The following is a 14,029-nucleotide window of genomic DNA, read 5'->3' as shown; positions in this document are numbered from 1 at the left end:
ATTAACGATTTCAGGCTGTTGGTGATACTGCCTAATGCTTTAATTTTTTGAATTGACTTGTCGTACCAGCTGTCGGGCGTATAGCGAGCCTACAACCGTGGGTGAATAGGTGGCTTCCACGAGTTGTTGACCCGTACGGGCCAGACGGCTGCGTAATGCGGAATCATGCAGCAACTCCCGCATCCACCAGGCGGCGTGGTCGATGCTAGGCTCGGCCCACTGCTGCCCCTTCCCGAAGGGATACTGGCCTTCCTGAACTTCCGTAAGGCAGTGATCGACAAGAGCCGCCGTACCGGGAGTGGCGAAGTCCAGATTGCCGGAAAAGCCAGTGGTAATGACGACCTTACCTAGCAGCATGGCCTCGGCGATCCCCCGCCCGAACCCCTCACTACGATGCAGAGAGATGAAGCCGTCACAGGCCCGGTAGAGATCCAGCACCTCTCCCCGGCTTAGGGTCTCGTTGATGATGTATATTCGGCCGTCCGCGGCGGCATCCTTCTGGAGCTGTTGCCAGAGAGAATTGTCCTCTGAAGCTCGCATGGCTTTGACGACCAGCCCCACCGGCTCGCTCCCCTTGGGGAACGCGCACTTGAAGGCCTCGACGCAGGCCTGTGGATTCTTGCGCGCCAGGCTGGAAAGGAAGTCGAACGAAAACACGAACAGAAAGCGTTCTTCCGGCAGGCCGAAATCCTGGCGTGTCTTATGCGCCGTGGTATCAACGGTGACCGCCATGGGCATGTGGCGTACCGGCACGGGCGAGCTACCGGCAAAGGCTTGGTAGGCAAACCGGCTGGAGGCCCATATTTCATCGACCAGGGCATAGGCGTGCTGCCACTCCTGCGGCCAGCGGGGCAGCTCCCAAGGCCAATAGCCGATGTTGTAGCGTCCCCCGAACAACTTGCGGCCTTCCAAGGCGGCCAGCCGAGCGGTTTCTATACCAGTGGTGCAGAAGAGATTGATGGCATAAGGCAACTGGTCGGAGACATGCGCCTCGGCGCTGTTATCGTTCTGCGAGACTTCCCTGCCGGGCTCGACGTTATAGATGGAGAAAGGAATGCCGACGGCCTCGCAGGCCCTTGCTGCCATGCGCACGTCTTCCCCGATGCCGAACTGGCCGCGCGCGTAACCGATCAGGTTGAGACCGAACGGCAAGTCGCCAGACGCATGCGAGGCGGTAACGTTCGCGGTGCGCGTGTCATGAGCACTTCCCGCTGCCAACCGACGCAGTTCACGCAGGATCGGGTACTGCGTCTGTCCTTCCTCACGCGTCCACTGCCGTAGTGCATCGGCCCCAGGATCGGGATAACGCTGTTGCAACGCACCATCACCCTGCCAGATCAGCGCGAGAATGTTAGGGACTCTCGGCATGCCTGGCGCAGCACTCAACAACCATTTCAATTGGGCCGTGGTCAGAAGAGATGCCAGCCCGAGCTCCACGACGCCGTGAACGAAATACCAACGAATGAAAGCCTGCTGACCTACTGGCGTCTTAATATCAAATGCTTGCTGCAAATCTGTACGCAACGACCAGATGCCTTGCATGAAGCGCGTCAGGGTGGGAGATACCTTATTGATCGCTTCAGGAGCGGACTCATTTAGAAGCTCTTGAGGGACTTTCGGGTGCAACTCCGCCAGGCCCCGATATTCGTGGATACCGCTGGTCACCAGCCAACACTCGAAGGTATCAGGATTACTAGCAACCAAGGCCTGTAGGTCGGGCCGAGTGAGCCATATCGTTTTTCTGATCTGATCCAGCCGGAGTCTTGGTTCTGAAGCCGCTTCATGCATGTGATGATTTCACCGATGTTCGGTTGCTGTCTGCCTAATCAACCCAGCAGCTCATCGAGCGTCAGCCCGAGCTGGCTGCGCCAATCCGGCAACTGGATAGCCAGCGCGCTTTCGAGCCGGGAGACATCCAGCCTGGAATTGAGCGGCCGCTGGGCCGGGGTCGGGTAATCCACGGTGGGTATCGCCTGGACGTTACCGGGCCGGATCGCCAGTGGTTCGCCGCGTTGGGCGGCTTGTTCGAATATCGCCTGGGCGAAGCCGTGCCAGCTGGTCTCGCCGCGTGGGGCAAGGTGGTAGATGCCGGCATCCAGCGGTTGTGTTGTTAGCCGGGCCACGGCCAGCGCGGTGATTTCTGCGATCAGCCGCGCCGGGGTGGGCGCGCCGATCTGGTCGCTGACGACAGCCAGCGAATCGCGCTCGCGGCCCAGGCGCAGCATGGTCTTCATGAAGTTATGGCCGCGCGCGCTGTAGACCCAGCTGGTACGGAATATCAGGTGATAGGCGCCGCTTTCGGCAATGGCGCTATCCCCTTCCAGCTTGGTCTGCCCGTAGACGGAAAGCGGCCCGGTGGGGCTGGTTTCCTGCCAGGGTGTGTCGCCCTGGCCGGGGTAGACGTAATCCGATGAGTAATGCACCAGCGGCACATCGTGCTTGGCACAGTAGCGGGCCAGTTGCTCGGGCAGTTCGGCGTTTAGCCGTTGCGCCAGCTCGGGCTCGCTTTCGGCCTTGTCCACTGCGGTGTAGGCAGCGGCATTGACGATCAGCGCGGGGCGCTGGTCGCTCCGAGACAGATCGTTCAGGTAGTCGGCCACGGCAGCGGGGGTGGTAAGGTCGAGTTCTTCGCGTGTGGGGGCGAGTACGCGGCCGAACGGGGCAAGGCTGCGCTGCAGCTCGAACCCCACCTGGCCGGTGATGCCAGTTACGATAATGTTCATATCTATCTCTGGTTCACTGATCCGCTTCCTGCGCCAATCTCTTGAGTTGCCGGCCCAGCCCTTCCATGACGGGCATGCTGACTGAAAGGGGAACTCATCGGGTAGCATCGCCTCCACCCTGGCGATAGCGGCGTCAGCCTGTTCGAGTATGTGCTGCATGATTGCCAGTGTTCGCTCTCGAGAGAATCCCACGTGCTGAGCCGTGCTGAAGAAGTGACGCGGAGAGATACGCGACCAGCGGTAGTGCCGGCCCCCGCTTCAGCGACATCGCCATCCTGGCCCTGGCTTCGGGAAGGCTCCCTTTCGCCATGAGGGGGTAGGCGGAAATGACGTCATAGAGCGGTGTCATTCGGTAAGCCGTTTGCGGCTCGATGAACACGCTTAAATTCTTGGTATGCCCATCGATGGCGGCCAGCAGCCAGAACATGACCTGGGCCTTGAAGAAGTTATCTTGGTCAATCACCGCAACGATCGAGACTCAGTAGGCCTAACTCGATACCGTTGAGTACCAACGTGAGGTTTAGCCATTGGCTACCACTCTTGATCCCACGACTGTTCGCTCTGCCCACTTTCTCTCTCTGCTACATGCAGCTCTAGCCCGAGGGCAGCCATCAGCTTGAAGAGCGTTTCAACTCGGCTTTTTTCCGGGTGATTCTCGAAAGCGGAAACCGTGGCCTGCTTGATACCGACCTGTGCGGCTACGTCCTTCTGGGTCAGGCCATTGCGGGAACGCGCTTCCTTCAAGGCCCTGGCTAACATATCTGGCGAGGTAATCTTCATTGCTACCCCTTATGGCGGATAATAGTCAGCTTATCCACAGGGGATTCCATGCATTTATCCCCTATAGGGGATTTTTCAGCATGACCAACCGTTCGCAGTTCAGGACGGTTCAGATGATTCGCTTTCTGGTCCGTTTTGGTTGTGGAAGTTGATAGTAGGAAGTTGAAAAGCCCCCCATGGGCCTCTTCCCGTTATCGAGAGCACCTGCTCCCGCGCCGCTGAATAGAGCATCGAGGCGCCGTTGATCTCTACCAGATGCTTAATGTTATCCGCCTTGAAAGCTTCATCGACTTGGAATAACCCTACGATTTGCAAACTGATGATGTAAGGAAGTTGCGTTTTATTGCCCTCAAGCTTGTCGATGCTTAGACGTACCTGGTAGCGATTAGGGTCTTGCTGATGCTGGCCAACATTCAAGCTCACGGTGATCTCGATATCGCCCTGCTGCTCATCGCTCTGACCGGGAAGATAGTCGGGGTTGGCTTCGATATGTACTTTGGCGAAGAAGCTGCGCTCAAGCTGTAACGGTGTGCCGATCATGGGTTCCCTGAGCCTTCCATTGTGTCTGTTTCGTCATGGTGTGCTTGGAAACAAGCTGGAACTCATCTTCGCGAGGAACGGGTTTTGCAGTGGCTTTTCCCACCACATCGAACCACCGGATGTCGTCCTCTTCGCGTGTGGCGTGGATCGACAGCTGACCGTCGAGCGCCCGAACCAGCCTGACCATGGAGTCGATAGTGAAGTTGGTGTCGCCACGCAGTGCCTTGGTCACATAGGCGGGGCTGCTCCCCATGCGACGGGCCAGCTCGGCTTTGCTGACACCGCGTGCCTCCATCAGCACGAACAGGTCTTCGGTAAATTCGTGGATTGCCTTGCCCGCCCAGTAGCTGTCACGCTGCCTGGCCTTGTTGAGCAATGATTTAAAGCTACCTTTCGTCATCGTCTTCCTCCTCGATGCGCAGCGCACCACATCGCTTGGCCGCAAAGTAGACCTCTCTGGCCTGTTTGGCATGCTCGATGGCTTGCTTGGGCGTCTTCTGCGACTTTTTGACGATACCGTGCGTACACACTACGACACGCCCTTCATCGTAGAACCAGAATACCCGTAAGCGTCCTTTGATGAATTCCCAGATGTCATCCTGAATGAGATGAGAGACATCCGTATTCCTTGGAGGTCCTGTCACCGCAACGCGCTCCAGCAGTTGCAGCATATGGTCAGCGTTCTTTTCCAGGTTGGCTCCCAGCCCTTCGAAGAAACGCAACAATTCAGGCTCTCCCTGGCTGTCACATACGGCAAGCAGCGTATACGAGCCGCTGAAAGGCAACCGGCGGACGCGCACTGTTAACCTTTAAGTTAATATGGGTCAAGCCATGGCCGCTGACAAGGTCGCATGGGCGAGCGCAGTACTTTTCAGACAGTGCCTAAGTGTGAATTTTGGCCTGCCCTAGCTCGTGACCGACGCGAAGCGCTTCACAGCTCGACACCCAACCGTTCGCCCTGGTAGCTGCCGTCGCGCACGCGCTGCCACCAGGCTTCGTTGTCCAGATACCACTGCACGGTCTTGCGCAGGCCGGTCTCGAAAGTCTCCTGCGGTTTCCATCCCAGCTCACGCTCGATCTTGCCGGCGTCGATGGCGTAGCGCTGGTCATGTCCCGGGCGGTCGGTGACGAAGGTGATCAGCTCGCGCCGTGTGCCGGGCGCGGGAACCAGCTCGTCCAGCAGGTCGCAGATCGCTTGTACCACCTCGAGGTTGGTCTTCTCGTTGTGGCCGCCGATGTTGTAGGTCTCCCCCACTTCGCCCTCGGTGGCGACCTTGATCAGCGCCCGGGCGTGGTCTTCCACGTAGAGCCAGTCGCGTACCTGCTGGCCGTCGCCATAGACCGGCAATGGCTTGCCTTCCAAGGCGTTGAGAATCACCAGTGGGATCAGCTTCTCGGGGAAGTGATACGGCCCGTAGTTGTTGGAGCAGTTGGTGATCAGCGTGGGCAAACCGTAGGTGCGCTGCCAGGCGCGGACCAGATGATCGGAGCCGGCTTTGCTGGCCGAGTACGGTGAGCTGGGTGCGTAAGGCGTAGTCTCGGTGAATAGCGCATCGGTGCCGTGCAGGTCGCCGTACACTTCATCGGTGGAGATGTGGTGGAAACGAAACGACTCTGCCTTGTCGGCCTGCGTATCCGACAGGGCGCTCCCCTTGAGTGCCTTGAGCGTATTGAAATAGCGGCGGGCGGTTTCCAGCAGCGTGCAGGTGCCGAGCACGTTGGTCTGGATGAACGCCGCCGGCCCGTCGATGGAGCGGTCGACGTGGCTCTCCGCCGCCAGGTGCATGACGATGTCTGGCTGATGCGTCTCGAAGACTGCCTGCATGGCATCGGCATCGCAGATATCGGCCTGCACGAAGGTGTAGCGCGGGCTATCGGCAACTTCCACCAGCGAATCGAGGTTGCCGGCGTAGGTCAGCTTGTCGACGTTGACGACGTGATGCTGGGTATGGCGGATCAGCTCACGCACCACGGCGGAACCGATGAAACCGGCACCGCCAGTGACGAGGAAGGTTTTGGACATGGAGTTGACTCAAGGTTCGGGCTTGGGGCTGATGCTGGGCCTGCCAGGATTCTGCTTTCAGTTCCGGGGATCTTCGGCCAGTACTTGCTGCGTTTGCGCTTCGATGGCCTCGAAAATTTCTTCCGGCACCTTGTCGCGAAACTGCTTGCGCCGGTTGTTGGAAATCCGCCCTTGCTGACTGAGGCACATCATCACCAACAGGGAAAGGTCGCTGCTGCGCACATCGAAGCTGTCGTTGACATGCCGGTATATGGCATCGAAACAGTGCAGGTAGTGAGTCTCTTCGCGCAGGTCCTCTTCTAGGGCGGCTTTGGCCATCCGCAAGGTGAAGGCGACGGCTTGGGTGGCATCCCAGTAGCGGTAGAGACTCTCTGCACCGATAAAGACAAAATCATGATGCTCCGCATCGATCCAGGTGACACGCCAGCGGTTTCGGGCTGGTTTCGAGAACGACTCCAGCGCCACCAGGTACTCATTCTCGTGGCGTTTCATGGCTACCGAGACCGGTAACAGAAGCCCTTTTCTCAACTGGCCTGACCGGCAAAGCTGATGATGTATCAAGAAGCGCGAGATACGGCCATTGCCGTCCATGAAGGGATGGATCAGCACGAAGCCGAAGGAGATCACGGCCGCTGCCACCAGAGGATCAACGCGTTGCGCTGGCCCTTTGGCCCATGTCATCAGTGCCTGCATGAGGGTTTCGCACAGTGCCGGTGGTGGCGGCAGGTAGCTGACACCCAGCGCGCCACGCAGCCCGTTGTGCAGGAAATTCTGCTCGATTCGGAACGTAGCGGCCTTGTCCAAAGGATTGCTGACCGTACTGTTCTGCAATGCCACCAGATAATCCTCATTGAGCTCGCGCACTTCGTGAGCCTGGTGGAGCAGTTGCATGAAGCGCTCCTGCTTGTCTGGCGAGGGGGTTTCCCGCTCGATGGCAAAGGAGGACTGCGTTTCGCTCAGATAAGCCCATTGGACTGCCCGGTCGAGCATGTCGGCGGGCAGCGAGTCGATGAATGTCCCGGCCTGCCCCAGGATGTCTTCCGCCAACAGGCGCTCGATCTCGGCTGTACGGCGCACCGTGGCGCAGTATTCGAGCGTGCCCAGGCCGTTGAAGTCGATGCGCCAGCGTGAATTGCGTATCGCGGGGCCTGTTACGTATTGCGCCGGATCGAACAAGGGAACGACTGCGCTGCCGATACTGGGCTGATAGTCCAGTGGGGCCACGAGAGCCTCGAAGAGAAAGGCGGCCTTGCGTAGATAGATGCCGTTGGGCGACGCCTGCAGCATGTTGATGAGTTGCTGAGGGGCAACGTGGGCCAGGGCCTCGGCCAGAATGGCCAGGTCGACGCCCTCATGCTTGAGCGCAAAGAGTACATGCTCGAGCCAGGGGCTGCCCTCCGCTCCATCGGCCTGCAGTGAGGGGGCACGGTCGAGCGGCACAGCCAGACAGTCCCCCATGCGCGTGATCCGGGTCACTGGACGTACGCGCGCGGGCAGCGCTGGTGCGAAGACACCCAGTTGTAGCGCTTGGCGCAGAAACTCGTAACCGACTGTGTCGGGCGTTACGGGCATGACATCGTTCCAGTACAGGGAGCGAAGATTTTCTTCACTTGGAGCGGAAAATCTTCAGTTTGAAGGTTTTCAGGATTTTTTTCTTCAGTTCGTTCTTCGGCAACCAGCGTGACGTAGTCCGCTCATGGCTCGCCAGCTAGTTCGCGGATGTAGCCTTTTGCGCATAACCCCATAGGTTGTAGTGCGCGTCCGCCTTGACGCGAACTTCAGCGAAGCCCGCGTTGACCAACGCTTCGCTAAGGCTTTTCTTGTCGAAGCCGCATTTGTGGGCCATGAAGGTGTTGCCCTTCTCTACCGATGCACGGTGGCCATAGAGGATATCCAGCGGCGTGATCGGCCCGGCGGGAGAGTCGTAAAGCGTCTCGGTGAGCTTGCCGCGTGCAATCCAGTGCGCGACCTGCTGCAGATCCGGCAGGGTAATCAGCAGGAAGCCGCCGGGGCAGATGACGCGGTGCATCTCTTTTAATGCCACGACAGTCTCGTGCGGGTAGAGGTGTTCCAGGTTGTGCGACGAGAACACCGCTTCCACGCTGCCGGTTTCCACGGCGGAAAGATCGGTAGTGCTGGCGATGATATCCGGCTTGACCGCCGGGTTGATGTCCAGGCGGATCTGCTCCCAGCCGGGCTGGCGTAGGCATTCCGGCAGGCGCTCGGGGCCGGCGCTACCACAGCCGACATTGAGGAAGCGCTTGCGCTGGCGGTCGGTCATGGCCGGCTGCAGCTGATGCAGGTCGGCGGCGGTCATGGTCATGCAGTGTATTTCCTGTTGTGGAATTCGGCGTCGGGCGTCGGGCGTCGGGCGTCGGGCGTCGGGCGTCGGCAGCCAGCGTGGCGTGGTTGCTCGCAGCTCATAGCCCGTAGCCCGTAGCTCGTAGCCCTTAGCTGGTAGCCCGTAGCTCGCAGCCCGCAGCCCGCAGCTCGTAGCCCGCAGCCCGCAGCTCGTAGCCCGTAGCCCGCAGCTCGCAGCTCGTAGCCCGTAGCTCGCAGCCCGCAGCCCGATCCCAAGGCACGCTACCGCCGGGCAAAACCCTCGCTGAGGTCTCGCTGCGGCGCTTGCTTGCGCTTGAGGAAGTCGGCCCGTCCGTGGGCCGTTGTGTTGTGAGTTCCGCGAATCGCTGGATTCAGTGCGGCAGTGCGTTGGCTCGCGAATGGCGGGGCCGAGGCGGCAGCGCCAGACTGGTGTAGGGGTCGGAAGCGACATCCAGCGAGAGATTGGGGTTGTAGGCCGGGTCCGCTGCCAGGGCGTTGCCCCAGCGGCGGCGCAGGTTGGCCATTTCGCGTTCGGCGCGCGCGGCTTTTTCGGCGCTTTCATCCTTGCCGCGGGTGGCGGACTCGGCATGAATCAGGCGGGCCTCCGGCGTCCAGACGATGGCCTGACCGCGGGCGCGCAGTTTGAGGCACAGATCGACATCGTTGAAACCCACCGGGAAGTCGCGGGCATCCAGCCCGCCAACGGCGGTGTAATCGGCCCGGCGCATCAGCAGGCAGGCGGCGGTCACGGCGGAAAAGCGCTGAGTCAGGTGGTTCATGCCGAGGTAGCCGCTGTCGTCGATGTGCCAGGCGTTGCCGACATGGGCGGCCAGCCCGTGCACACCGCCAATGACGCCACCGTGCTGCACCATGGCGTTGGGCCATTGCAGCTTGGCGCCGACCGCGCCGGTGCCAGGGCGTAGCAGCAACGCGACCATGCGTTGCAGCCAGTCGGCGTGCAGCGCTTCGATGTCGTTGTTGATCAGGCCGATCACTTCATCGCCCTTCGCCCCGCCTTCGCCACGCTGCCGCTCGTCGAGGTGCGCCACGGCGGCGTTGTTGATCGCGGCGTAGTTGAAGGCGTGCGGGTAGCTGAGCACCTCTACCGTGGCGCTGCCCTGACGCTCGCCTGGCGGGCCCAGGGGCCGTGTTCCCAGTGCGATCTGCTCGTCGAACCAGGCGTGGGTCTCGGCCTGCTGGGACTGGTTATCGACGATCAACAGACGCACATGGCCGGGGTAGTCGGTGTGCGCCAGCAGTGTGTCGACACAGCGGTGCAGCAGACCCAGCGCATCACGGGTGGGGATGATCAGGGTGACCGAAGGCCACTGCTCCAGGGTCCGTACGAGGCGGCGCAGGCCGGGCCGTCGAGAATGGGCTTCCAGCCTGGCGAGTGGGTCGTGGCGTTCGAGCCGGCCGTTGAGACGCGCCAGCCGTCGCGTCTGTGCCGTGCTCTCGGCGATTGCGTTCCCGCGCTGAGAGCTGTCTTCTTCGCCATGCGATTCGGGCCAGGGCCGGGCGCGCTCGCGCAGCACCTGAGGGATATGCCGAATCTCGCTGTCGTTGCAACGCTCGCGTGCGGCGTAGCTGAATTCATGGGGGCTTTCTGGCGGATGCGGGTGCCCGCGCAACACGGCGCTGCTTACCAGGCACAGCCCGGCGGCGAGATAATCCTGGCACCAGTGGCGGTCCGGGTCCCAGGCGGGCAGAAAGCCGCCGCAGCGGCGCGGGTCGTCTTGCGCCATCGGTGCGTCGAAGTCGCTGTAGAGGATGGCCGCGTCATGGCGCTGTAGTTCGTCCCAGGCCAGCGCCAGGGCGCCCTCCGGCAGGCGATCGCCGGGCTCGAGTTGCAGCACGGCATCGCATTCGTGGCACGCGGCGTCCAATGCTTCGCGATAGGCCGCTTCGTCATCGGGGTCGGCCAGCGTCCAGCGTCTGACTTGCAGGCGGTTTTCCTGACCCAGCGCCAGCTCACCTTCGCCCAATTGCAGCAGGCCGATGATGCCGATGGCGCTTTCAGCCGATGCCGAGCGTGCCGTGCCGTGCCGGCTCGAGGCGGCGCCCTTCGATCTGGAATCAACACCCGTGGCGGCATCGAAAGCGAAGAGCCGGGCCCAGTGAGGGTACTCGGCCAGATCCACACCACGTGGCAGCAATTGTTCGTAGCGGGCAAGCTGGCGTTCGATGAGCTTTTGGGTGTGGCCCCGCTGGTTCTGCCCGCTTTTATCCCACCCCTTTTCCATGCGCCCTTCCGGCTCGGCCGCCAGCCACTGGCGAAGCCCCTGGGGCCACTCCTGAACGATCAGCGGGCTGCCGGCCAGTTCGCGGCCGTCGCTGTCGGTAATGATCAGCTCATGACGTTTGCCATCGGCCAGCGACAACGGCAGGCGCAGTCGAAAACCACCTTCGACGGTTTCGTCGGTATGCGTGATCCAGGTTCTGGGGCTTGCGCTTGCCAGCAGCGTGTCGCCCTCTCGGGCTTCTACCTGCAGTTGGCGATGGGGCGCTTGTGGGTCGACCAACCAGCCACGCAGTACCAGGCCGGGTTGCCAGACCACCCGCGATGTTGCGCTGGTGTGCCTAGCCGGTGCGGCGGCGGGCAGTGCCAGACTCGCCAGCACGTCGTCCTGGTTGGCGAGCGTCAGCTTCAGGTTCCGCGTGGCGTCGAGCTGGGCATCGCTGAGCATGACTTGAAAGCCATGTTGGCCGTCACCGGGCGCTTCGGGATGAAACCGTTCCGCTTGTTCCAGCGCCAGCAGGCGCCCATCGCCATGAATGGCCACGACCCAGCGGCGCTGCGGTTGCGCCGGATCGTACGCCCAGCCTTCCAGCATATTGCCGTTCAGGCCGGTGAGACGAGCCTGGCAAGACACTACGGGGGAGTGCTGAAAGCGTGTCGGGTCAGAAGGCTGGTTCATGCGTGGCCTCGTGAGTCTGTTTGGCGGATGTCTCGCACGATTTATCCACACTTAGGGCAGCAAGCTCACTCAAGAGAACGATCTGACGCTTGGCCCCCGGCGACGCGGTGTCAATGTCTTCTGGCGAGCAGGCGTCGGCCACGGCCTGAGTCATCAACCAGGTCAGCGGTTGGTCTGCGCGGTCCAGCCAACGGGCTTCGGCCAGGGTCAGCGGATCGCTATCAAGCAGCAGCAGCGCATCGAACGGGAAATGCATCCGGCAGAGCTCGGCCCTCTCCTGCCAGGTGCTTTCCAATACAGGCATAGGAAACAGGTGACCGCTCGACCACTGGGCTGGTTTCCAGTCGCGAGGGGTGCGCAGCGGTAGCAGGCGGTGCCCGGCGTCATGGCGCGCCAGCGCGGTGAGCAAATCCGAGAACTCGCTGGCTTCCAGGGCTTCGGGCTGGCCGGCGACCGCCAGCAGGCTGTCTTCGCTGTATCGTGCCTGCCAGTCGACCAAGGGTATTGGTTGGCTGTGTGAATCTGCGCCCTGGCCGATGGTGGATGGTGTTCGAAGCTGCGGCTGGAACAGGGCTCGGGTATTGGAGATTCCGTGCTGCATGCCTGTGTAGCCGGCCCAGCCAGGCAGTGCTGCTTCGACCCAGACGGGTATCCTCGCTGCTGGCACTATCGCGACGAAGCCGAGGGCATGCAGGTCATCTTCCAGTTCGCGGCGCTGGTCGGGCAATCTGTAATCGATGCGCCAGCGCTGCGGCGCGCTACCCATCAAGCAGAGGCTGTGCCGGTGCGGGCCTTTGGCGAGAACGACCTGCCCTTGCCCTGAATTTCCCGCTTCGCAATGGCGCTTGGCATGGGCCAGCGAGGGCAAAAACAGGATGCCTGCGCCGTCGCCGGGTTCGCGCACGTGGATGAACGCCTGCTGCCGAAGCCAGTCACGCATCAGCCGGTGGCGCGCCGCTGCCGTCGGGTCGCGCTTGAGGCAGGCAGTGAATTCACGCTCGGCGTGGGGGTAACGCTTCTCGAGTACGGCGAGATTCTGCTGGACCCGCAAGCGCTTTTCCGCGCCGAACGAGACGCCACCTTCGTGCGCGACGACGAGATCGACGGCGCCGCGGTGCTGCCAGCCATGAGCGCTGGCGCGGTAACACCAATCCGACTCTTCGCCGTATCCACGTGTCAGGCTGGGGTCCAGGCCGCCGATGTCATCGAGCGCATCGCGCCGCATGTACAGGCAGAAGCCACAGCCGGTCGCGAGCGGTACGTCGGCGCTATCTGCGTCGGCGTTGGCTCGTGCCGCGGCTTCATTCAAGGCGGCGAGACCGTCATCATCCGGCGCTGGGCCGGCTTCGCAGGGCGCCAGCAGGCTCATCAATTCGCCGTTGTTGGAGAGCGGCGTGACGGAGGCGACCCGCTCCCGGCGGTAGGCGGCACGATGCAGGCGGTCGAGCCAGTCACCGTGCACGCGGGTATCGGCATTGAGCAGGACGACATCGCGCTCGGGATACAGCCCCAGGCCGTGATTGACGGTGCCGATGAAGCCGCGATTGATGTGCTGATGATGCAGCTCGATCAGGCCTTTTGCTGCGTAGTCATCCAGCAGCGCGACGAGCGCTGGCTCGGGGCTGGCGTCGTTGATCACGACGAGACGATGGGGCGTGCGGTTGATGCCGCGATTGGCCAGTGCGCTTTCGATACAGCGCCGGGTCATCTCCAGGCCCTTGTAGACGGGGATCAGTACGGTGACGCCGCTAGCGCGACCGGCCGACGCGCCCTTGCCCTGGCTCGCTTCACGCTGATGGGGAATCGCCATTGAGTGCATTTCCAGCGGACCGCCAACCAATGGGCGGTCGCGACCATCCGCTCCCGGCAGGGTTACCGCAAGCGCGTTGGCCTGCCCCTGCAGGGCGAGTTCGAACCATACGCTATCGACACTCGCCGCACCGGCTGCGCTCAGCGGGATACGCCTGCGCGGCTGGAACGCGATCCGACGTTGGCCGGCGTGTAGCGTTAGCGTGGGCATGGCAGCGCCGGCTTCGATCAGGCACCAGCCATGGAGCCGTTCGCCCTGCTGCCAGATGGCACCACAGGGTTGGCCAAGATTTTGGATAAGCAGCTCGATCAGGCTGGCAATGGCCTCGGGTTCACGCAGGTGAGGCGCGTGGCGCATCATCAGCTCGCGTTGGCGCGCTCGCGGATTGGCGAGGCCGTCGTTGGGAATGGCCGCCAGCATATGGCGCAGCGTTGTCAGGTCGGTCGGATCGGTACGGTAGGCCTCGGCGGCAAAGGCCGCAGCAGCTTGGGCCTGCCTGGCGTCCGGGTGGTTCAGAAGCGACTGCCAGTTCAGAAACGATTGCCCCATGAGTTGCAGCGCTTGCCGTGAGCCATGCCGAAGCAGCTGCACACCCAGCGCCGCCTGGGCCAGTTTGGCCCATTTACCTGGCTTGCTCGTGCTGGTCTTGTTCGCGCTCGACTGACTCACCGCCTGTGCCGTCTTGCCCGGTTTGGCAAGCCCGGCAAGGCCCAGCCACAGCAACGCGTCGTCGCGCGTACGACGATCACCGAGCGCGCCGCGCAGCAGCGCATAGGCGGCGTCGATGTCGCCATCGGCGATGAGCGCCCGGGCACGGGCATGGAAGCGGTCAAAGGTATCGAGCACGGTTTAACCGAATATCTTGAAAGGAGTGATGTGGGTATTACCTAACAAACCCCCTCCGGAGAGCCTT

The 14,029-nt window shown here is 62.0% G+C and carries 12 protein-coding genes; all 12 read right to left on the bottom strand.

Features of this window, described 5'->3' with window-relative positions; translation table 11 throughout:
• Positions 1-39: 39 nt before the first annotated feature.
• Positions 40-1,665 (bottom strand): glycosyltransferase family 4 protein, encoded by a 1,626-nt coding sequence (locus tag BC443_RS10185; RefSeq protein WP_170835872.1) that lies wholly within the window; start codon positions 1,663-1,665, stop codon positions 40-42.
• A 161-nt stretch (positions 1,666-1,826) separates the two neighbouring features.
• Complete coding sequence (gene rfbD / locus BC443_RS10180) at positions 1,827-2,723, bottom strand: dTDP-4-dehydrorhamnose reductase (RefSeq protein WP_071231726.1); 897 nt, start codon at positions 2,721-2,723, stop codon at positions 1,827-1,829.
• A gap of 133 nt (positions 2,724-2,856) precedes the next feature.
• The gene (locus BC443_RS10175; protein ID WP_071231725.1) at positions 2,857-3,186 is read right to left on the bottom strand and encodes a HipA domain-containing protein; all 330 of its coding nucleotides are present in this window, start codon (positions 3,184-3,186) and stop codon (positions 2,857-2,859) included.
• Between the two features lie 68 nt (positions 3,187-3,254).
• The gene (hipB, locus tag BC443_RS10170; RefSeq protein WP_071231724.1) at positions 3,255-3,503 is read right to left on the bottom strand and encodes a type II toxin-antitoxin system antitoxin HipB; all 249 of its coding nucleotides are present in this window, start codon (positions 3,501-3,503) and stop codon (positions 3,255-3,257) included.
• Between the two features lie 99 nt (positions 3,504-3,602).
• Entirely contained in the window at positions 3,603-4,043 is a 441-nt protein-coding gene (locus BC443_RS10165; protein ID WP_071231723.1) for a protein-export chaperone SecB, read from the bottom strand.
• On the bottom strand, positions 4,018-4,443 hold the full coding sequence (locus tag BC443_RS10160; RefSeq protein ID WP_071231722.1) for a helix-turn-helix transcriptional regulator: 426 nt from the start codon (positions 4,441-4,443) through the stop codon (positions 4,018-4,020). The genes BC443_RS10165 and BC443_RS10160 overlap by 26 nt, the downstream gene beginning before the upstream one ends.
• Positions 4,430-4,768, bottom strand: coding sequence for a type II toxin-antitoxin system RelE/ParE family toxin (locus BC443_RS10155; protein WP_071231721.1), 339 nt, complete (start codon positions 4,766-4,768; stop codon positions 4,430-4,432). The genes BC443_RS10160 and BC443_RS10155 overlap by 14 nt, the downstream gene beginning before the upstream one ends.
• 206 nt (positions 4,769-4,974) lie before the next feature.
• A complete protein-coding gene (gene rfbB, locus BC443_RS10150; RefSeq protein ID WP_071231720.1) occupies positions 4,975-6,066 on the bottom strand; it encodes a dTDP-glucose 4,6-dehydratase in 1,092 nt (363 codons plus the stop codon).
• A 57-nt stretch (positions 6,067-6,123) separates the two neighbouring features.
• Complete coding sequence (locus tag BC443_RS10145; RefSeq protein ID WP_071231719.1) at positions 6,124-7,638, bottom strand: Fic family protein; 1,515 nt, start codon at positions 7,636-7,638, stop codon at positions 6,124-6,126.
• Between the two features lie 136 nt (positions 7,639-7,774).
• Positions 7,775-8,389, bottom strand: a complete 615-nt coding sequence (locus BC443_RS10140) for a methyltransferase domain-containing protein (protein WP_083387323.1) — start codon at positions 8,387-8,389, stop codon at positions 7,775-7,777.
• A 370-nt stretch (positions 8,390-8,759) separates the two neighbouring features.
• Complete coding sequence (locus tag BC443_RS10135; RefSeq protein ID WP_071231718.1) at positions 8,760-11,306, bottom strand: glycosyltransferase; 2,547 nt, start codon at positions 11,304-11,306, stop codon at positions 8,760-8,762.
• Positions 11,290-13,962 (bottom strand): glycosyltransferase, encoded by a 2,673-nt coding sequence (locus BC443_RS10130; protein ID WP_071231717.1) that lies wholly within the window; start codon positions 13,960-13,962, stop codon positions 11,290-11,292. Before BC443_RS10130 ends, BC443_RS10135 begins: the two co-directional genes overlap by 17 nt.
• Between the last annotated feature and the right edge of the window lie 67 nt (positions 13,963-14,029).

It is taken from the genome of Salinicola sp. MIT1003 (assembly GCF_001858555.1).
Lineage (GTDB): Bacteria > Pseudomonadota > Gammaproteobacteria > Pseudomonadales > Halomonadaceae > Salinicola > Salinicola salarius.
The sequence above is the reverse complement of the archived record's forward strand: the minus strand, read 5'-3'. Positions and strand labels throughout refer to the sequence as shown.